Genomic DNA, 19,376 nt, shown 5'->3' on the forward strand with positions numbered 1-19,376 from the left:
AACACACCAAATAATAGCCTCTTTTATTTGTAAATATTTATTTTACAATGAAAAATGTACTTTTGTACACTGCTATTTGCCTTACTACATCGGCAATGGCACAACAGACAATAGAGCCTGACTCTATCGTCCCTTCACCTAAGCCCATTCAGTTAGACGAAGTATTAGTATCGTCCGTGAGGGCTGCCAAAAAACTTCCCGTAACCTTTTCTAACCTCTCTAAGGAGGAAATCAAGACCAAAAATTTCGGTCAGCAATTGCCTTTGTTGTTAGCTCAGTTACCTAATGTGGTGAGCTATTCCGAAGATGGTTCGGGCTTTGGTAGTAGCAATATGTTTGTACGCGGGAGCGACTTGTACCGTACTAATGTTACTATCAACGGGGTACCGCTCAACGACTCCGAATCACAAGGGGTATTCTGGTACAATCTCTCCGATTTTGCTTCCTCTGCCGAGAGCATACAATTGCAACGCGGGGTAGGAACCTCTTCTAATGGAGCAGGAGCTTTTGGCGCAAGCCTCAACGTCCTCACCGATGCCGTACAAGAGCAGGCATCAGGGGAACTCGCCAACTTCTACGGTAGCTATAACACACACAAACACAGCCTTAAACTTTCCACTGGAAAACTCAATGACCGTTTTGAGCTCAACGGACGCTTTTCTGTTATCAAGAGTGATGGGTATCGCGATCGCGCTTCCTCCGACCTTAAATCCTACTTCTTACAAGGCGCTTATAGCCACGGGGGGACGCTCATCAAAGGATTGGTGTTTGGAGGCAAACAAAGTGTCTATCTCACTTATCTGGGAGTAGATAAAGAGACTTTGAATAGCAATCGCCGTTATAATCCCGCGGGTGAATACAAAGATGCTGCAGGTAACAAACGTTTCTACGACAACGAAACTGATAACTATCAGCAAGACCACGCCCAACTGCACTGGACACAACAGTGGAATACAGCGTGGCATACACAACTTTCCTTCCATTACACCAAAGGCAAAGGCTATTGGGAGAACTATGAGGAGAAAAAATACTCTAAGGTAGGCTTGCCCAAAGTGCTCGATGGGGCAGGCAAGGAGCAAAAAGCATACATCATTCACCAACAAGGATTGAACAACGATTTCTGGGGTACTACCTTTTCGGCAAACTATCAGAAAGACGGCGTGCAACTGCTCTTTGGAGGATTGCTCAATCGCTATGAAGGGTCGCATTACAAGGATTTGCTATGGGCAGAAAAAGCGCCTTTTGTGTATGGCAATCGTTATAGTTACGAAGGGCTCAACACCAAAGAAGAAGCAGCAGGCTATGGCAAAGTCACTTGGCAATTTGCCCCTAAATGGAGCCTGTTTGCCGATGTACAATTCCGTCACGTAGGGTATAAGGCGAATAAATACAAAATAGACGAAAGCCTTAACAGTTTCAACCCTAAGGCGGGTATTACCTTCTTCTTGAATGCACATAACGACCTTTACCTCTCTTATGCTCGTGCTACCAAAGAGCCTAACCGCTCCGATTACAAGAGCTATTACGAAGCCTTACAGGACGACCCTAATGCTAAAAAACCTATCGCCGAGAAGCTAAACGATATCGAACTCGGTTGGCGACTCACCACCCCCAAAGTGCGTTTGAATCTCAATGGGTATTATATGGGCTATGAAGACCAATTAGTGCTTTCAGGGAAGCTCAACAGTACTGGTTATCCTATCCGTGAGAATGTAGGTAAGAGCTATCGTGCAGGAGTTGAAGCCGATGCGATGGTGCAACTCTCAGAGCGTTGGTTGTGGTCGCCTAACGTAGCTTTTAGCAAAAATATAAACAGAGATTATAAGAGTCAGGATGCTGAGGTAGCCACTCGCACCATTAGCTGGGGTGATACTCGCATTTCGTATTCTCCCGATGTAGTGCTCGGTAATACCATTACTTTTATACCTATTGAGGGTTTTCAAATAGGGTTAATTTCTAAATATGTGAGCAAACAATATGTAGATAACACCGAACGTGAGGGAGCAAAGCTCGATGCTTATTTCGTGAATAACCTCAGTTTGCAATATGAGTGGAAACCTAAAAGCACTTTCAAATCGGTATTGTTTTCGGTAATGGGTAATAATATTTTTAATACCAAATACACTCCTTACGGCGATAACGGCTACGGAATGGTGTATATTCCCGCTGCCGAAGCGAATTACTTAGCAGGCGTAACGCTCAGTTTTTAGGAGATAAAAGATAAAGTCTGCTATGTTTTGTTACTTTGTTTTGAAGTTTCCATTTCTTTTATTATCTTTGTCGCGAATAAAAAACAAACCTTATATGAGAAAGTTTTTATCTGTTTTTATCGTAGCAGGACTCTTCTTTTCCTGCCAACGCGAAGAGGCTGACGCCCCGTTCGCAACCGACACAGATATTTCAGTATTACCCAATACTGAAACGAAAGCTTCTGACAACGGACTTTTAGGTTGGGTAGCTCTCACAGGGCAAACTCATATTTCGGCAGAAGAAGCCCAAGAAACCGCTCTCGCTACCGCTATACAAATGCGTGAAGTAGAGGGTATTGTTACCAAAGCTCCCTTAAAAATTGGCTCGATTGAGGTAGTAAAAGGCAACACTCGTAAGCCTTACGTACCCACAAAAGGCAACGCAAAACCCGAACAAGCCGATGTGTACATTGTAAACTTTGCCAATAACCAAGGTTATGTAATTACCTCAGCTGATAAGCGTATTCCTAGCGTATTAGCCTATAATTCCTACGGACATCTCGGTGATACTATTAGCAACCCAGGTCAAGCGATACTCTTTAGCTATATGCAGGCATATATAGAAGAACAGCGTGCCGCTTTTGAAGCTAATAAAGAGAAATTGGCTACCCAAGCCGAAGAAGCCATTTTTAAACAGCTTTCTAAAGAACAACAAGCAGAACTGATTAAAGAAGGCTACTTTGATGAAAATGGGAAGAGGATAATTAGCAAAGGCACTCCTGACCTTCTTCGTACTTGTGCTTATGTGGGACCTAGACGTATTTCAACAGGTCTGGATGAAAAGCAAGACGAAGATGACCATAGAGGGGTACTGCTAAAAACAGAATCTACCGGATTGAAAACAAATGTAGTTAAAGCTCCATTAATAAAAACGCTATGGGAACAAAGTAGAGATTATAATGATAAAGTACCAGTAAAATGCACTAAAAATGAAGAAGCTCCAGTAGGCTGTGTAGCTGTAGCTGTAGGACAAATGTTAGCCTATTATAAAAAACCAGCTGTTTTCAAAGGTAGAACAATGCATTGGAACGATATGACCAAAGTGGATGCTGGCGCTATGTTTTCTTCTATTGATAACTATAGCGTGGGAAGTAACCCAACTGCTGTAGAAGATATTCAACATTTGTTAGCTTATTTAGGTGATGGTGATCTCTTGAATATGGATTATGGCTGTGGTAGTAGTGGTTCAAATATAGTAAAAGCTATTGAAACCTTTATAGAATTAGGGTATATAGTAGCTCAGCAAAGTGATTATAACAATGACTTAGTTGTTCAACAAATAGTAAATAACAATCCTGTTTATATAAGGGGCAAAAGTAAAAAGAAAGAACATCGCCTTTTAGGCATAAACTTCTACAACACCTACGATGGTGGACACGCTTGGTTACTTGATGGGTATGTATATCAGAATGAAAGAATTACCTATTATATTGAATGTCCTATATGGAGAGGCTTAGAAAAAACTACAAAAGTAGTTGTTCAAACGGATTCTAAGTCTATAGAATTAATACATAATAATTTCGGTTGGGGAGGTAGTACTTATGGCTATAGTGGTAGTACAGGTTGGTATCACGCTGGTATTTTTGACACTAAAGGACGTCACAGTTCCTCAAATACTTATAAATCAGGTTCCGAAGGGAATTACCAATACGACATAAAAACTATGTATATTAAATAATCATTGTCCTATGAAAAAGTTTTTATTTTTAGCAATAATGTTAATAACATTAACCTATTGCAAAAGAGATTTAGATTGTTCAACTCCTCCTCCTGAATTCTATTTACTCATAAATAAATCATCTGAGTTATACAAGGATTTTCTCAATCAAAAAGGAGAGATTGACAGGGCTCATATTGCATTCTACAAACAAGTGAATAGCACAAAGAAACCGTATGATGTTAGGTTGTACTATACTGCTAATAATGATTATTTAGTAGTAACAACCCAACTTTGGTTCACAAACGATGTATATACAGGAAAAACAGAAACCCTCTACCTTCAAAACGCTTCTAAAACCTATAAAATAGAAGTAAATGGTTATATGAAAAGTGGTGAATGTGGGGAGTATGCAGTTACTAATGAAATTTGTGTAGATGGCACTAAAATAGAAGTACCTTACTTAGCAAAATAATAACCTTAACTCCTCTGGCAACACCCCCTGCCAGAGGTTTTTACCATTTTTCTATGCGTTACCTTATATATCTATTGGCAGTCGTTGCCCTATCTTGCTCTAAAGAAGCCATAGAGCCTGAAAACTATACCCTGCACGTACAAAATCGCTATTTTGAAGCAGTAACCGTTTCGGTAGGTGAGTATTTTTCTGAAAAGCTATCACCCAATACTATTTCTAAGGCATTTACTTTACCTAAAGATACTTATAAAGTAGTAGCTATCACGGCTTCACGCCTACGCTTGGAAAGCACAGTACAAATACAAGGCAGTACGGCTGAGCTCACTATTGAAATCTGTCCTAAAGGAAAAATCTACATTACTCATTAACCATTTTGTTAAACTATGCGTTATTACTCTTTGCTTCTTATTGGCTTGGGGTTACTTTCTTGCCAAAAAGATAGCCCAACTCCTGAGCCTTTACCTCCTCACGAAATCACACTCGTGTATATGGTTGCTGATAACGACCTCGCTCCCTATGCCTTAAAAGACCTCAACGAAATAGAACGCGGGTTTGTTCCTAACGGAAGAGACAAACTCTTGCTGTATATCGATAGCAATACTTCTACCGTTTTGCCTTCACACCCTATACTTTTAGAAATTGTACACGATACCACCGAGATAATAGCCTCTAAAATCATCGCTTCTTACCCCGAACAAAATTCAACTGATAAAACCGTAATGAGCAATGTGTTGAGAGATGCTTTAGGCTATTACAAAGGCGACAATCGTTATAAAGGACTTGTGCTTTGGTCGCACGGCAATGCGTGGCTACCAGAAGGTTATCATATAGAAACCGAAAACAAATCAGGAGTGGAGGTAAAATCGTTTGGGAAAGATATGAGTCCGCGAGAGGGGGCTATAGAGCTTCCTGACCTTGCGGAAGTTTTAAACCCTTATCGGTTTGATTATATCCTTTTTGACGCTTGCTTTATGGGGTCGGTAGAGGTGCTCTATGAATTACGACATTCTGCCCGTTATTTTATTGCTTCGCCTGCCGAAATTCTTGCCGATGGTTTTCCTTATCATCACCTATTGCCTTACCTTATAGGGAAATTACAATTAGAAAAAGCAACCGAAGCTTACTACAACTATTACAATGCTTTGGAGGGCGCACGACAGTCGGCTACGGTTACTTTGGTAGATAGTGAGCAGTTGGAAGCATTAGCTTCTTTCTGCAAACAACTCAACACTTCTGAGTTGTCTTTAGCCCATTTGCAACAATACAGTAGGAATAACGAAAAGTATTTGTTTGACCTCAAACAAGTGCTTTTGGAGAGCAAAGCCAGTGTGGCTATGGAACCTATTTGGCAAAAGTTTTGTAAAATTGAAAGACACACACCAAGATTTGCTAATATTGCGCTTACACATTGCAACGGGCTGAGTGTCTATTTGTTTGGCAAGAATGAAAAGCTAAACAACTATTACAAACAATTGTCGTGGTATAGAGCTACAAGGTTTCATTTCTCGTATAAATAGCTTATAATTTTCTAATTCTCAAATTTGCTAATTTGCTAATTTTTCCCTACCTTTGTTGCGTAATTCAAAAAACAAACCTTATATGAAAAAAATATTATGCCTTACAACATTATTTCTTCTAATAGCTTGTAAAGAAAGTAAAGGAAATAAGGAAGATTATATATGTTCTCCACCACCTCCTACTTTTAGTATGTGGATAAACAAAAACTCTGAGGTTCATAAGGAATTTATCAATGAAAGAGGAAATATTGACTCTACTCATATTGCCCTATACAAACAAGTAGGTAATACAAAAAAAGAGTATCCAATAGGATTCCTTTATGAAACAGACCCTCGAGGAAATACCTATTTGCATATAGGAACTCAGCTTTGGTTTGAAAATGATGTGTATACTGGCAAAACAGAAACGCTCTACCTTCAAAATGCTACCAAAACCTATAAATTAGAAGTAAATGGTTATATGAAAGATACAAAATGTGGTCGCGTATCCATAACAAATGAAATCCGTGTAGACGGTGTAAAAGTAGAAAATCATTACTTAGCAAAATAACTTTAGCTCTTTTGTAGAGAGCCTTCTGCCAAAGGGTAATAAAATAAGTATTATGAAACGAATATTATATCTTACAATATTATTGTTTGTTAGTATCATTTCTTGTCGAGAGAAAGATGAAGAAAGAGCGTGTTCTCTCCCCCTTCCTGAATTAACCTTTGCTATCAACAAAACTTCTAAACTTTACAAGGAATTTATAAATGAAGAAGGAAAAATTGATAAAGCAAATATTAGCTTATATAAATTACTTGAAGGAGAGAAAAAGACGTATGAATATAATAGTTTTGAAACCACCAAAGCAGAAAAGACTTATTTATACATTTCAGTTACTCTTCCTTTTAGTAACGATGTTTACACGGGCAAAATAGAAACACTTTATTTGCAGAATGCTACTAAAACTTATAAAATAGAAGTAAATGGTTATATGAAGGATACAGAATGTGGAAAGTATGTTGTTACGAATGAAATTCGTGTAGATGGTACTAAAATAGAAGTGCCTTATTTAGCAAAATAACCTTAACCCTTTGGCAGAGGATTCTCTGCCAAAGGGTAAAAAAATAATCAATATGAAAAACTTCTTACTCTTTATTCTATTGCTTTTTGCATTGCAAATAAGCGCTCAAGAAGCCTATACTAAAGGCGATGTATTTATTGATGTGCAAACATCAATAGGTAATGCAGGAGTTGGTTATGCTGGAGAAATACACTATGCTTTTGCTCCATTGTTTTCGGTGGGTGCTCAGTTCAATAGTCAAAGTTTTAACTTCAACGATAAGTACATTACTTCTTTTCTACCCGAACTCACTGCCGATTTTCACTTTGGCAAACGTGCTACTATCGATTGGTATGCAGGACTTTCAGGAGGCTATTTTATTTGGCAAAGCAATGACCCTTACGAAAATGCAGGCAACACTGGCTGTGTGATAACACCTCCTACTTATGATATTAGTCTTAGAAACAATCACGAAAATAATTTTATAGCTTGGAACGCTCACTTAGGCTTCCGTTACTTCATCTTCAAAAAAGTAGGAATCAACGGTCAAGCGGCTTTAGGTAATGTACGTTGGTTTAAAGTGGGGGTAAGTGTGAAAATCTGAAAATTTTAAGACTTTTTATATATAGGGTAGGTATGCTTAGCTTATAGAAAGCTTATAGGAAGCTTGAACGAATCTTGGACGATAGGTATACAAAGGCTATATAAAACATTGAATTGCATACTTTTATAAGTTTAAAATTTTTAAGGGAAAACTATATGATTTCTTAATTTTAGTAAAAATCTCTAAACTAAAAAATAGTTATTTAATTGTCTTCTATTTACAATTATTTACTATCTTTGCACTTCTAACAACAAAGATATCCTTATTGGTTATTGGTTATTTGTCATTTGTAATTAGTATTATGATTTTTTCTTTTCTTACAGACCTCGCTAAAAACAATAATAAAGAGTGGTTCGATGCTCATAAGGAGGCTTATGAATGTGCTAAAATAGAAGCTACATTGCTTTTCAATAATATTTATACTGGGCTTGCTGAGCACGATACCCTTGCGCCACTGAAAATATACCGTATCTATCGCGATTTGCGCTTTTCTAAAGACAAAACACCTTACAAGACGCACTTCGGTTGCTATATACAACGCAAACAACCGTATTACCGCGGTGGGTATTACGTGCATATTAGTCCGCAAGAGACCTTTATAGGGGGAGGTTTTTTTGACCCTAACAAAGAAGATTTATTGCGTATGCGTCAGGAAATTTCTCTCAATGCTGGGGATTTTCAAAAAGTGATGAATAGTGAGGGGATAAAGAAAGAATTTGACGGGAAGCTATGGGGTGACGAGGTGAAGACTGCCCCCAAAGGTTTTGAGAAAGACGACCCGATGATTGCCTATTTGCGCAAAAAGCAGTTTCTCTTAAAACACGACTATACACGACAAGAAGCCACAGCGAAGGACTTTGATAAGAAAGTAGTGCAGGGACTTTTGGCAATGCGTCCGTTTTTAGACTTTATGACAGAAGCTTTGACGACGGATTTGAATGGAGAAAGTTTCTTTTAGTTAAGAGGCAAAGCCAGCGACAGCTAGGTAAGTGTGATATGAAACTAACATTTAACAAAAAGTACTTTATATGGGCGTTGGCACTGTTGGGGGCAGAACTGCTTATTGCGACAGTGTTTAGCAGTATGGGCTTTATCAGAGGCTATATAGGCGATGTACTAGTAGTGATATTGCTGTACTACTTAGTGCTTTCGTTCGTGAAAGTGAAGCACAAAGATAAACTCATCTGGGGTATATTTGCCTTTGCGGTAGCCGTAGAAGTGATGCAGTACTTGGGGGTAGCTACTTATTTGGGCTTCACGAGAGGAAGCTTGGGGTATATCCTCTTAGGCAATCACTTTTCGTGGGCAGATGTGGTGTGTTACGCCATTGGTTGTCTTATTTTGCAATTCACAAGTAAGAATAAATAAATGAGGGTGAAAGGTTATTTCGCCCCTACATAATGTAACGCAAAGCAATTGTAAAATTGGGATAATATTATATTGAACTAAGGTTGTATTATTAGGATAAATGAAGAAAATATTAGTAACGGGGGGGGCAGGATTTGTAGGTTCTAATCTTTGTGAAGCTCTTGCCAAAGACCCTAACAACGAGGTCTATTCGTTAGACAATTATTTCACTGGTAAGCGTGAAAATCACGTAGAAGGGGTGCAATATATCGAAGGAAGTACCGAACATATCTTCGAACTTATCAGTTTTTCACCTGATATTATTTATCACTTAGGTGAATACTCACGGGTGGAACAGAGTTTTGAGGATATCGACAAGGTATTGTTGTTTAATAAAATAGGTACGCTGAAAGTATTAGAGTTCTGCAGAAAACACGGAGCTAAACTCGTGTATGCGGGTAGTAGCACCAAGTTTGGTGACGGCGGTTTAGGGAAAGACCAAAGTCCGTATGCTTGGAGCAAATCGTCGAATACAGAGCTTATCAAGAACTACGGTATATGGTATGGGCTCAACTATGCTATTGTGTATTTCTACAATGTTTATGGCAAACGCGAAATTAATACAGGAAAATATGCGACACTTATAGCACTCTTTAAGGAGAAGATGAGGAAAGGGGAGCCTCTCACGGTAGTAGCCCCAGGTACTCAACAGCGCAATTTTACGCATATAGATGATATAGTAGCGGGCTTACTCTTGGTAGGTGAAAAAGGTAAAGGCGACGGTTATGGTATTGGCAGTCCGGAGACTTATACAGTTTTAGAAATTGCTCAGCTTTTTGGGGGCGAGATACAAATGCTACCGGAGCGCAAAGGTAACCGTATGACTGCTGAAGTTATTACCCAAAAAACAGAAGCCTTGGGCTGGCAAGCAAAGAAGCATATTAAAGAATATATAGAACTATTGTCAATTGATAATTAACAATTAGCAAGCGGGAAATGAAAATAGCTATTACAGGGGCGAGTACCCTCGCAGCTGAGGCACTCTCTCTTTACAATAATATTCCACAAGGGCGACTTTCTGACCGTGACCAAAAACTTATAGAACAACTCAGAGCTTCTAATTCTGCTTATGAGCCCTTAGACCCTACCGTTCTTTATGCCTTGCATACTGCACGAAGAGCTGTTGCACAAGCAGGCTGGCAAGGAGTTCGTTTTGGTATCAATATAGGGTCGTCGCGAGGAGCAACAATGTTGTTTGAAAAGCATTTTAGTCATTTTCTGAAAGAAGGCAGTTGCCAAACCTTAGCTTCGCCTACTACTACTTTAGGCAATATCAGCACTTGGGTAGCGCAGGATTTAAGCAATGAGGGGTTTGAGCTCTCACATTCTATTACTTGCTCTACCGCTTTACACGGTGTCGCCAATGCCATTGCGTGGCTGGAAAGTGGTATGGAAGACCGCTTCTTGGTAGGTGGTAGCGAGGCACCTCTCACTCCTTTTACTATTGCACAAGTGAAAGCTCTGAAAATATACAGTAGTCTGCCCTTGCCTTATCCTTGTAGGGCGATGGATATGAGCAAAAAACAAAGCACAATGGTGTTAGGGGAAGGGGCAGGTTGTTCCTGTTTAGAAAAAGGAGAACGACCTAACGCCTTAGCTTATATCGTAGGGATAGGCTTTGCCACTGAAAAACTTACCCATAGCGTATCGCTCTCTAAAAACGGACAGTGCTTACAAGAAGCTATGCGTCGTGCTTTGACAAGTGCTGGGAACCCCAAAATAGATGTGATTGTAACCCATTGTACTGGTACTATCAAAGGTGACCAAGCTGAACTCAACGCCATAGAAGCGGTTTTTGGCGAAGAAAAACCTTTACTCACCAATAATAAATGGCGACATGGACATACCTATGGGGCGAGTGGAGCACAGAACCTCGCAATGGCAATACGAATGTTACAGAATAACTGTTTTGAAGGGGTGCCTTACCTTAGTAGTCCCGAATCTGTACCTGATAAACTCGAACATATATTAATTAATGCGGTAGGATTTGGCGGAAATGGAATAAGTGTGATAGTGAAAAAGTGAAAAAAGCAAAGTAAAAAGTAGAATATTTATAAAATGATAAATCTATGATAATAAGTAGGTTTGTACTTTTTAAAAGTAAAAAATAAGAATATTTGTACGAAAAAGATTGTGTTTCAAAAAAAAAGTGTTACTTTTGCCGGCAGTAATTATTATCAAATTATAAAAAAAGAAAATTATGTCAGACATTGCATCAAGAGTTAAAGCCATTATCGTTGATAAATTAGGCGTAGACGAAAATGAAGTAACCGCAGAAGCGAGCTTCACTAACGACTTAGGAGCTGATTCATTAGACACTGTTGAATTGATTATGGAGTTTGAAAAAGAATTTGATATTCAAATTCCAGATGACCAAGCTGAAAACATTGCAACTGTAGGTCAAGCAATCAAATATATTGAAGACGCTAAACAATAGTTGGCTCATAGGCAGTAGGCTATCAACGTATACACTTGGTAGCTTACTGCCTAATGCTTTTTGTTCTAAACCTAAATGCTAAAAAGTTAAAACTAATATGGAGAAAAGACGTGTTGTAGTTACAGGTATAGGGGCTCTTACCCCTATAGGTAATACCGCCCAAGAGTTTTGGGAAGGACTCGTAGCCGGCAAGAGCGGTGCTGCGCCTATTACCCATTTCGATGCTTCAAAGTTTAAAACAAAGTTTGCTTGCGAAGTAAAGAACTTTAATGTCGAGGATTTTATAGACAAAAAAGAAGCACGTAAGCTCGATAAATTTGCTCAATATGCCTTAGTGGTTGCTGATGAAGCCGTAAAAGACGCTCATCTTGATATGGATACGCTTGATAAAGACCGCATAGGGGTAATTTGGGGCTCAGGTATTGGGGGGTTAGAAACTTTCCAAAATGAGGTAATCAACTTCAACGAAGGCGATGGTACGCCACGCTTTAATCCATTCTTTATACCTAAAATGATAGCTGATATCGCAGCAGGTGTGATTTCTATACGCTATGGTTTTAGGGGTCCTAACTTCACTACAGTCTCAGCGTGTGCCTCTGCAGCCAATGCTATGATAGATGCGTTAAACTACATTCGTTTTGGCTATGCTGATATGATGGTATCAGGTGGCTCAGAAGCAGCGGTTACTATTGCTGGAATCGGTGGTTTCAACGCCTTGCACGCCCTTTCTACTTTCAATGAAGACCCTGCCAAAGCTTCTCGTCCGTTTGATGCTAATCGCGATGGTTTTGTATTAGGCGAAGGAGCAGGTGCGGTAGTGCTTGAAGAGTACAATCACGCAGTGGCTCGTGGGGCTACTATATACTGCGAATTGGCAGGAGGAGGTCTCTCTGCTGATGCTTACCATATGACGGCGCCTCACCCTGAAGGACTTGGTGCTAAAAACGTGATGATTAACTGTCTTAAAGACGCAGGAGTATCAGTGAACGAAGTAGATGCTATCAATATGCACGGCACCTCTACTCCATTAGGAGACATCGCTGAATCTAAGGCAGTATTAGATGTATTTGGTGAGCACGCTTACGATATCAATATTAACTCTACCAAATCGATGACGGGGCACTTGCTCGGAGCTGCGGGAGCAATAGAAGCAGTAGCGTCTATTCTCGCTATCAAACACAGCATCGTTCCTCCTACCATCAACTTTGAACACCCCGATGAAAAAATAGATCAACGCTTGAACTTCACCTTCAACAAAGCGCAACATCGCGACGTGAAAGTAGCGATGAGTAACACCTTTGGTTTCGGTGGACACAATGCGTGCTTATTATTCAAAAAGATATAAACTATAAGTGTTCGGCTTAAAGAAAATATTAACTTTTCCCCGTCTTATTCCTAAGAAGAAAGACGGGATTTTTTATACTAAAATCAAAGAGCTTTTAGGATTCCCTCCTAAAAACTTATCGTATTACAGCGAGGCTTTTACACACCCTTCTTACCAATTCCAAAAAGCGACGCGTAAGAGCTATGAGCGCCTTGAATTTCTGGGTGATGCGATTCTTGGCGCCGTGATAGCCGACTATATTTTTACCAATGCTCCTGAACAAGACGAAGGCTATCTTACCAAAATGCGCTCTAAAATCGTAGAGCGCCGTAACCTCAATCAGCTCGGTAAGGATATGAGGCTCTTGGACTTCTTGCGCACTAAACTTACTCCGCGACAATTAGGTAATAATATCACTGGTAACCTCTTCGAGGCACTTATAGGAGCAATTTATTTAGACAGAGGTTATAAGGCTTGTTTTAAGTTCATTGAGCGTGAGCTCATTTTGCCGTATATCAACATCAAGAATTTAGAAGGAAAGGTTATTAGCCATAAGAGCTTGTTGATAGAATGGTGTCAAAAACATAAGTTAGACTTTGCTTTTGAGGCTGAAGAAGATATAGAAGATTGTTCTGAGACTAAGTTTTTCGTTGCTAAAGTGCACGTACAAGGCTTTTCGGTAACTCGGGCGCGTTCTACGTCTAAGAAAAAAGCTGAAGAGATTGCTGCCAAACGCGCTTGCTACAAGATTCAGGGTAAACAACATCACAAATTAGATGTACAATGAAAATCCTTCTTCTCTCCGATACTCATTCGTATATAGACGATCGTATATTGCACTACGCCAGCGAGGCAGACGAAGTGTGGCATTGTGGCGATTTTGGTAATTTGGCAGTGATAGAGGCGTTGCAAGCCGTAAAACCTTTGCGTGGGGTTTATGGTAATATCGATGGCATAGAGATACGACAACAATTCCCTGAAGTAAATCGGTTTGCTTGTGAGGGCGTGGAGGTACTGATGATACACATAGGCGGTTACCCTAATAAATACAGTCCGTTGGCAAAACAAGAAATCCTAACCTGCCCTCCTAAACTCTTCATCTCGGGGCATTCACATATTCTAAAAGTGCAATACGATAAACAGTTTCAGTTGTTACACCTCAACCCAGGAGCTGCTGGTCTTTATGGTTGGCAAACCGTGCGTACGATGCTTCGTTTTGAGATAGAAGCAGGAGAGATTAAAAACTTAGAGATTATAGAGTTAGCTCGTAGCACGACAGGTAATTAAGTTACTAATATTATCACAACTAAAAGTAATACAAAATAGGCTGTCCCTTGACCGGACAGCCTATTTTGTTTCTTCTCTATTGTCTTTCATTACTAATTTTTACTGCTTTTCCTATTAGGGTAGTAGAAGTACAATCTGTAATTTTTACCATTACAAAATCGCCTATTTTATAATCTTCTTTGGGGAATACTACTACGGTATTCTGACTATTGCGCCCCATCCACTCTTTATCCGATTTTTTAGAGTTTCCCTCTATAAGCACTTCTACCGTTTTGCCTATTTGTGCTTGAGTGCGGTACAAGCTGTGTTTCTGTTGCAGGTCGATAATCTCAGCAAGACGGCGTTTCTTTACTTCTTCGGGTACATCATCTTCTATTTTGCGTGCTGCTAATGTACCAGGACGCTCCGAATAAGCAAACATAAACCCAAAATCATACTTCACATATTCCATTAGCGAAAGCGTATCTTGGTGGTCTTCTTCAGTTTCGGTGGGGAAACCAGCAATCATATCCTGCGAAATAGCACACTCAGGAATGCGTTCGCGTATGCTGTCTATCAGCGCAAAATATTCTTCGCGAGTATGGAGGCGGTTCATTGCTTTCAAGATGCGATTGCTACCGCTCTGTACGGGCAGGTGGATATACTTGCAGATGTTAGGGTGTTTTGCCATCGTATCAATCACATCAAGGGTCATATCCTGCGGATTGGAGGTAGAAAAGCGGATACGCATTTCAGGCTGAGCTGTTGCCACCATATCGAGGAGTTTAGCAAAGTTGATAGCGGTGGCTTGTTGCATCTCACTTGCTTTGCTGAAATCCTTTTTGAGCCCGCCTCCATACCAAAGGTAACTATCCACATTCTGTCCCAGTAGAGTAACCTCTTTAAATCCACGCGCTTGGAGGTCGGCGATTTCGTTGAGGATAGAATAAGGGTCACGACTGCGTTCACGTCCGCGAGTGAAAGGTACAATGCAGAAAGTACACATATTGTCACAACCGCGCGTAATCGATACAAAAGCTGTTACACCGTTGCTATTGAGACGGATAGGCGCAATATCGGCATAGGTTTCGTCCTTAGAGAGAATCACATTTACCGCTTCACGACCTTCTTCCACTTCTTCAAGTAGGTTAGGTAAATCCTTATAAGCATCAGGACCTACCACCATATCCACTATTTTTTCTTCTTCGAGGAAGGCGTGTTTTACCCTTTCGGCCATACAGCCCAATACGCCCACTTTCATAGCGGGTTTCTTGCGTTTGTACACATTGAATTGCTCCAAGCGCTTGCGAATAGTCTGTTCTGCCTTTTCGCGCACTGAGCAGGTGTTGATAAGTACCAAATCGGCTTCATCAACAGTATCAGTGGTATTATATCCCGCTTTGGAGAGAATAGAAGCTACAATTTCACTGTCGGAGAAGTTCATTTGGCAACCGTAACTCTCGATATATAGTTTTTTGGAATTGTTATTATCAGCTTGTAAAACAAGGCTTTGTCCTTGTTTACTTTCGTTTATTTCTTTAGCCATAGAGGTTTGAGTTTCTGAATTGAGGGCGCAAAGATAAAGATAATTTGGCAATTAGCCAATTTGTCAGTGTGCCAATTTTACCATTAAGGGTAATTGGCGAAATAAAATTATTGTCAAAAAGTTTTGTGTATATCACTTTTTTGTTGTACCTTTGAGGCTTGAATAAAATTATTGTAGTTTTAGATATATGAAAACCATAGACAATTTTAATTTTGCGGGCAAGAAAGCCCTTATTCGCGTGGACTTTAATGTGCCATTGGACGAAAATTTTAAAGTAACTGATAACACTCGTATTGAGGCTGCGAAACCTACTATCGAGAAAATTCTCAAAGATGGAGGAACCGCAGTACTTATGAGCCACTTAGGTCGCCCTAAAGGGGAACGCAACGACAAGTATTCTTTGCGTCACATTGTAAGTGAAGTGGAAAAAGTATTAGGTAAAAAAGTGATTTTTGTAGATGATTGCGTAGGCGAAGTAGCCGAAAAAGCGGTAGCAGCTGCTCCTGCTGGTAGTGTGGTATTACTTGAAAACTTGCGTTTTCATAACGAAGAAGAAAAAGGAGATGAAGCATTCTCTAAACAGCTTGCTAAACTCGGCGATATCTATGTGAACGACGCTTTTGGTACCGCTCACCGCGCTCACGCTTCGACTACTATTGTAGCGAAATTCTTCCCTAACCACAAATGCTTTGGTTACCTCCTCGCTAAGGAGATTGAAAGTATTGATAAAGTGATGAAGAACGGCGAAAAACCTGTAACTGCTATCCTTGGTGGTTCAAAAGTTTCTTCTAAAATCACTATTATCGAAAATATCTTAGATAAAGTGAACCACCTTATCATAGGTGGGGGTATGGCTTATACTTTCATCAAAGCACAAGGCGGAAAAGTAGGTAGTTCTATCTGCGAAGACGATAAACTCGACCTTGCACTTGATATCCTTGCCAAAGCCAAAGCTAAAGGAGTAGAAGTACACTTGCCTATAGACGTAGTAGCTGCTGATGCTTTCGATAACAACGCCAAAACACAAGTAGTACCTGTGAATGCTATTCCCGATGGTTGGGAAGGATTGGACGCAGGACCTAAGACTCTTGAAAATATCAAATCGGTATTGCTTAAATCGAAAACTATTTTGTGGAATGGTCCTATAGGAGTATTTGAAATGCCTAACTTCGCTAAAGGTACCATAGCCGTAGGTGATTACGTGGCTGAAGCTACTAAAAAAGGTGCTTTCTCACTTGTAGGAGGTGGCGACTCGGTAGCTGCTGTAAAACAATTTGGTTTTGAGCATAAAGTAAGTTATGTTTCTACCGGTGGAGGAGCGATGCTTGAAAGCCTTGAAGGATTGGTACTCCCTGGTATTGCAGCTATTAACGAATAGTTAAAATATAGAAAAAGAAAAAGAGGTAACTAGAAATTAACTTAGTTGCCTCTTTTTTATATCTTCATTATTTCTTCCCTGTTACTTGGGTGATAAGGTTCATTTTCTTCTTCTTATTTTGCTGTTTTTGGTATTCATCGAACTGCATTAACAAGTTGTTATTAGCACGGATGAGCGCATTGGTTTCTAATAAAATACTAAAATATAATTTAGTAGTTTTATGACTGGTTTCGGTAGTGCGAATACGGTCGATTTGTTTTTGTACCATCTTTGACACTTCGTTTTTCAACACCTTACAATCTTCGAAAATTACGTGTAACTTGTTATAGTCTGAACCTTTGAATATTTCGGCTTCTGCCTTAAACACATCTTCCATCTTATCGGAAATGTATTTTAAGTCACGTAGCTGATTAAATTTGAGGTTCTTGTGATTGTTGTTTACGTGTTCATAACTATTGAGTGTGATAGCCGTAAGACATTGTGCCATATCCTGCAAACAGTCCAAAATAAGGATATAGAACTTGCTGGACGCTACTGAACTTTCATTCAGCGATTTGATAAAGTAGTACACATTACCTTTCAGCTCATCGAGTTCTTTTTCGAGCTTTTTAGCATTCTTTTTGTTTTTGGTGAGTTTGCCTAAATCTTGAGTACCGAGATTCTTCACCACTTTGCTATAAAGCTGGTCGATGCGGAAAATCGTTTCGGATACATAGTTAGAGCTTTCTTTGATGACACCGCCAATGGTAGCCAAGTCGGCACGCTCAAAGCGTTTGCCTTGTGCTTTGGCTTTCTGTTTATTGCGGTAGATAATTGCGTTGCGAATGAGCACAAAGCCTACTACCATTATCATCACAATAAGCCCAATCACGCTTCCGTAATACAATATGCCTGCTACTAAAAATGCCCCGATAAAGGCGACAATAGCCGTTAAAAACCAACCGCCGATTACGTTCAGTACCCCTGCCACGCGATATACAGCACTATCGCGCCCCCAAGCTCTATCGGCAAGGGAAGAACCCATTGCTACCATAAAGGTTACATAAGTAGTAGAAAGCGGGAGCTTAAAGGAAGTACCAATGGCAATCAAACTACTGGATACCACGAGGTTGATAGCAGCACGCACGAGGTCGAAAGCAGGAAGGTCTTCTTCTTTTACATTAGGGTCAGGTTCAGGTTTTTCGAAACGGTGGTCTATTTTGTTGCTAATCGACTTTGGCATTATGAAGTTCACGGCATTGGCACAAATCACTGTAATACGCACCAAGAATCGCGATAAGAAGTTAGAAGAAAACTTCTCTTCACCTCCTTCGTTTTGACGAGATAGATTGACGCCTGTATCGATTACGTGACGTGCTTTTTTGGAAAACCAAAGGGTGAGAATCATCACAAAACCAGTAAGCAATAGCAAGGCGGTAGGAGTAGAGATTTGCCCATCGGCTAAAGCACCCATTAACAAGCCGTCGTGAGCTACTCCTGAATTATGCCATATATCATACGACTGATAAGCTGCTACCGGTACCCCTATGAAGTTCACTAAGTCGTTACCCGCAAAAGCCATTGCCAAAGCAAAAGTACCGCTGAGAATAATTACCCTAAAAATATTTACTTTCATACGGATAAGCACTTGTGAGAGCACCGAATAGAAAATAAAACAGCCAATGAGTAGCGGCACTATATTCGTGTCTATCCACGCAATGGCTTCTTTAGGAATGAAAGCGACGTCTTTGAGTCCTTTAAAGATAATGAAGTAGGAAAGCCCTGTAAGCGAGAGCCCGCCGAACACACCTCCTACATATTTTACATTTTCTTGATATTTAAATGAGAATACTAATCGGGCTAAATATTGTACAATCGTACCGACTGTAAAAGCGATGGCTACCGAGGTGAAAATACCGGTGATAATTTTGCCTGCTTCGCTTGTATTGATATAGTTGAAAGCGTTAAAAAGCGATTCGTCACTCATAAACGTTTTGATAGTGGCGACACACATCGCAGCGCCCAAGAGTTCGAATACGATAGAAACGGTTGTGGAAGTAGGTAGACCGATAGAGTTGAAGAGGTCGAAGAGGAGGATATCGGCAAGAATAACCGACATAAAGATAACCATTACCTCATCGAAATAAAAGAGCTGAGGGTTAAAGATGCCTTTACGTGCGATTTCCATCATTCCGCTAGAAAAGACGGCACCAATGGCTACCCCCACGCTGGCGACTATCATAATGGTGCGAATGGTGGCTACTTTGGAGCCTACGGCAGAGTTAAGAAAGTTAGCTGCATCGTTACTCACACCCACCACCAAATCGATAACGGCGAGCACCAAGAACACGAACAGCATAAAGATGTACACCTGTTCCATAACACTATATCAGTTTTACGACGCAAAAGTACGAAACATTTTTTAATTAGCAAAAAAAGGTTAGGTTTTACTAATTGGGGGTTGGTAATTGGATTTTTTGGAGTATCATAAGAT

Annotated in this window: 19 protein-coding genes; 17 read left to right on the forward strand and 2 right to left on the reverse strand. The window is 40.1% G+C overall.

Annotated features, from left to right (window positions below):
- The first annotated feature begins 47 nt into the window (after nucleotides 1-47).
- From AM608_RS10170 to AM608_RS10245, 16 genes are all read left to right on the forward strand, one after another.
- Nucleotides 48-2,210, forward strand: a complete 2,163-nt coding sequence (locus AM608_RS10170) for a TonB-dependent receptor (RefSeq protein ID WP_053581667.1) — start codon at nucleotides 48-50, stop codon at nucleotides 2,208-2,210.
- A gap of 94 nt (nucleotides 2,211-2,304) precedes the next feature.
- On the forward strand, nucleotides 2,305-3,927 hold the full coding sequence (locus tag AM608_RS10175) for a C10 family peptidase (RefSeq protein ID WP_053581668.1): 1,623 nt from the start codon (nucleotides 2,305-2,307) through the stop codon (nucleotides 3,925-3,927).
- Nucleotides 3,928-3,937: 10 nt separating this feature from the next.
- Entirely contained in the window at nucleotides 3,938-4,381 is a 444-nt protein-coding gene (locus tag AM608_RS10180; RefSeq protein WP_009417717.1) for a hypothetical protein, read from the forward strand.
- A gap of 53 nt (nucleotides 4,382-4,434) precedes the next feature.
- Entirely contained in the window at nucleotides 4,435-4,749 is a 315-nt protein-coding gene (locus tag AM608_RS10185; protein WP_053581669.1) for a hypothetical protein, read from the forward strand.
- A 15-nt stretch (nucleotides 4,750-4,764) separates the two neighbouring features.
- A complete protein-coding gene (locus AM608_RS10190; protein WP_053581670.1) occupies nucleotides 4,765-5,898 on the forward strand; it encodes a clostripain-related cysteine peptidase in 1,134 nt (377 codons plus the stop codon).
- A gap of 82 nt (nucleotides 5,899-5,980) precedes the next feature.
- Nucleotides 5,981-6,448: a hypothetical protein gene (locus AM608_RS10195; protein ID WP_053581867.1), complete on the forward strand. Its 468-nt coding sequence runs from the start codon at nucleotides 5,981-5,983 to the stop codon at nucleotides 6,446-6,448.
- A 52-nt stretch (nucleotides 6,449-6,500) separates the two neighbouring features.
- On the forward strand, nucleotides 6,501-6,962 hold the full coding sequence (locus tag AM608_RS10200; RefSeq protein ID WP_053581671.1) for a hypothetical protein: 462 nt from the start codon (nucleotides 6,501-6,503) through the stop codon (nucleotides 6,960-6,962).
- A 52-nt stretch (nucleotides 6,963-7,014) separates the two neighbouring features.
- Complete coding sequence (locus AM608_RS10205; RefSeq protein WP_053581868.1) at nucleotides 7,015-7,545, forward strand: hypothetical protein; 531 nt, start codon at nucleotides 7,015-7,017, stop codon at nucleotides 7,543-7,545.
- A 301-nt stretch (nucleotides 7,546-7,846) separates the two neighbouring features.
- Nucleotides 7,847-8,503 (forward strand): DUF2461 domain-containing protein, encoded by a 657-nt coding sequence (locus AM608_RS10210; protein WP_053581672.1) that lies wholly within the window; start codon nucleotides 7,847-7,849, stop codon nucleotides 8,501-8,503.
- A 38-nt stretch (nucleotides 8,504-8,541) separates the two neighbouring features.
- Complete coding sequence (locus AM608_RS10215; RefSeq protein WP_009417662.1) at nucleotides 8,542-8,913, forward strand: DUF2809 domain-containing protein; 372 nt, start codon at nucleotides 8,542-8,544, stop codon at nucleotides 8,911-8,913.
- A gap of 100 nt (nucleotides 8,914-9,013) precedes the next feature.
- Nucleotides 9,014-9,871 (forward strand): NAD-dependent epimerase/dehydratase family protein, encoded by an 858-nt coding sequence (locus tag AM608_RS10220; protein ID WP_053581673.1) that lies wholly within the window; start codon nucleotides 9,014-9,016, stop codon nucleotides 9,869-9,871.
- Nucleotides 9,872-9,888: 17 nt separating this feature from the next.
- Nucleotides 9,889-10,977, forward strand: coding sequence for a beta-ketoacyl synthase N-terminal-like domain-containing protein (locus AM608_RS10225; RefSeq protein ID WP_053581674.1), 1,089 nt, complete (start codon nucleotides 9,889-9,891; stop codon nucleotides 10,975-10,977).
- A gap of 175 nt (nucleotides 10,978-11,152) precedes the next feature.
- Nucleotides 11,153-11,389, forward strand: coding sequence for an acyl carrier protein (locus AM608_RS10230; RefSeq protein ID WP_002675303.1), 237 nt, complete (start codon nucleotides 11,153-11,155; stop codon nucleotides 11,387-11,389).
- A 97-nt stretch (nucleotides 11,390-11,486) separates the two neighbouring features.
- Nucleotides 11,487-12,734 carry a beta-ketoacyl-ACP synthase II gene (fabF, locus tag AM608_RS10235; RefSeq protein ID WP_009417598.1) on the forward strand — a complete coding sequence of 416 codons (1,248 nt, stop codon included), beginning with the start codon at nucleotides 11,487-11,489 and terminating at the stop codon, nucleotides 12,732-12,734.
- 7 nt (nucleotides 12,735-12,741) lie between these two features.
- A complete protein-coding gene (gene rnc, locus AM608_RS10240) occupies nucleotides 12,742-13,500 on the forward strand; it encodes a ribonuclease III (protein ID WP_009417665.1) in 759 nt (252 codons plus the stop codon).
- Nucleotides 13,497-14,000, forward strand: a complete 504-nt coding sequence (locus AM608_RS10245; protein WP_009417715.1) for a metallophosphoesterase family protein — start codon at nucleotides 13,497-13,499, stop codon at nucleotides 13,998-14,000. The genes rnc and AM608_RS10245 overlap by 4 nt, the downstream gene beginning before the upstream one ends.
- Nucleotides 14,001-14,076: 76 nt before the next feature.
- On the opposite strand, the gene miaB is transcribed toward AM608_RS10245, so the two are convergent.
- A complete protein-coding gene (gene miaB, locus AM608_RS10250) occupies nucleotides 14,077-15,525 on the reverse strand; it encodes a tRNA (N6-isopentenyl adenosine(37)-C2)-methylthiotransferase MiaB (RefSeq protein ID WP_053581675.1) in 1,449 nt (482 codons plus the stop codon).
- 187 nt (nucleotides 15,526-15,712) lie between these two features.
- Between miaB and pgk the strand changes: the two genes are divergently transcribed.
- Nucleotides 15,713-16,903 carry a phosphoglycerate kinase gene (gene pgk, locus AM608_RS10255; RefSeq protein WP_002675311.1) on the forward strand — a complete coding sequence of 397 codons (1,191 nt, stop codon included), beginning with the start codon at nucleotides 15,713-15,715 and terminating at the stop codon, nucleotides 16,901-16,903.
- A gap of 67 nt (nucleotides 16,904-16,970) precedes the next feature.
- Here pgk and AM608_RS10260 read toward each other — a convergent pair whose 3' ends face one another.
- Nucleotides 16,971-19,262 (reverse strand): inorganic phosphate transporter, encoded by a 2,292-nt coding sequence (locus AM608_RS10260; protein ID WP_009411219.1) that lies wholly within the window; start codon nucleotides 19,260-19,262, stop codon nucleotides 16,971-16,973.
- Between the last annotated feature and the right edge of the window lie 114 nt (nucleotides 19,263-19,376).

This window comes from Capnocytophaga sp. oral taxon 323, from assembly GCF_001278825.1.
Taxonomy (GTDB): Bacteria; Bacteroidota; Bacteroidia; order Flavobacteriales; family Flavobacteriaceae; genus Capnocytophaga; species Capnocytophaga ochracea.

Excerpts from the sequence above, each read along its gene's own strand:
- AM608_RS10170 (WP_053581667.1), top strand. The coding sequence starts at position 48 with ATGAAAAATGTACTTTTGTACACTGCTATTTGCCTTACTACATCGGCA.
- AM608_RS10175 (WP_053581668.1), top strand. The coding sequence starts at position 2,305 with ATGAGAAAGTTTTTATCTGTTTTTATCGTAGCAGGACTCTTCTTTTCC.
- AM608_RS10180 (WP_009417717.1), top strand. The coding sequence starts at position 3,938 with ATGAAAAAGTTTTTATTTTTAGCAATAATGTTAATAACATTAACCTAT.
- AM608_RS10185 (WP_053581669.1), top strand. The coding sequence starts at position 4,435 with ATGCGTTACCTTATATATCTATTGGCAGTCGTTGCCCTATCTTGCTCT.
- AM608_RS10190 (WP_053581670.1), top strand. The coding sequence starts at position 4,765 with ATGCGTTATTACTCTTTGCTTCTTATTGGCTTGGGGTTACTTTCTTGC.
- AM608_RS10195 (WP_053581867.1), top strand. The coding sequence starts at position 5,981 with ATGAAAAAAATATTATGCCTTACAACATTATTTCTTCTAATAGCTTGT.
- AM608_RS10200 (WP_053581671.1), top strand. The coding sequence starts at position 6,501 with ATGAAACGAATATTATATCTTACAATATTATTGTTTGTTAGTATCATT.
- AM608_RS10205 (WP_053581868.1), top strand. The coding sequence starts at position 7,015 with ATGAAAAACTTCTTACTCTTTATTCTATTGCTTTTTGCATTGCAAATA.
- AM608_RS10210 (WP_053581672.1), top strand. The coding sequence starts at position 7,847 with ATGATTTTTTCTTTTCTTACAGACCTCGCTAAAAACAATAATAAAGAG.
- AM608_RS10215 (WP_009417662.1), top strand. The coding sequence starts at position 8,542 with ATGAAACTAACATTTAACAAAAAGTACTTTATATGGGCGTTGGCACTG.
- AM608_RS10220 (WP_053581673.1), top strand. The coding sequence starts at position 9,014 with ATGAAGAAAATATTAGTAACGGGGGGGGCAGGATTTGTAGGTTCTAAT.
- AM608_RS10225 (WP_053581674.1), top strand. The coding sequence starts at position 9,889 with ATGAAAATAGCTATTACAGGGGCGAGTACCCTCGCAGCTGAGGCACTC.
- AM608_RS10230 (WP_002675303.1), top strand. The coding sequence starts at position 11,153 with ATGTCAGACATTGCATCAAGAGTTAAAGCCATTATCGTTGATAAATTA.
- fabF (WP_009417598.1), top strand. The coding sequence starts at position 11,487 with ATGGAGAAAAGACGTGTTGTAGTTACAGGTATAGGGGCTCTTACCCCT.
- AM608_RS10245 (WP_009417715.1), top strand. The coding sequence starts at position 13,497 with ATGAAAATCCTTCTTCTCTCCGATACTCATTCGTATATAGACGATCGT.
- miaB (WP_053581675.1), bottom strand. The coding sequence starts at position 15,525 with ATGGCTAAAGAAATAAACGAAAGTAAACAAGGACAAAGCCTTGTTTTA.
- pgk (WP_002675311.1), top strand. The coding sequence starts at position 15,713 with ATGAAAACCATAGACAATTTTAATTTTGCGGGCAAGAAAGCCCTTATT.
- AM608_RS10260 (WP_009411219.1), bottom strand. The coding sequence starts at position 19,262 with ATGGAACAGGTGTACATCTTTATGCTGTTCGTGTTCTTGGTGCTCGCC.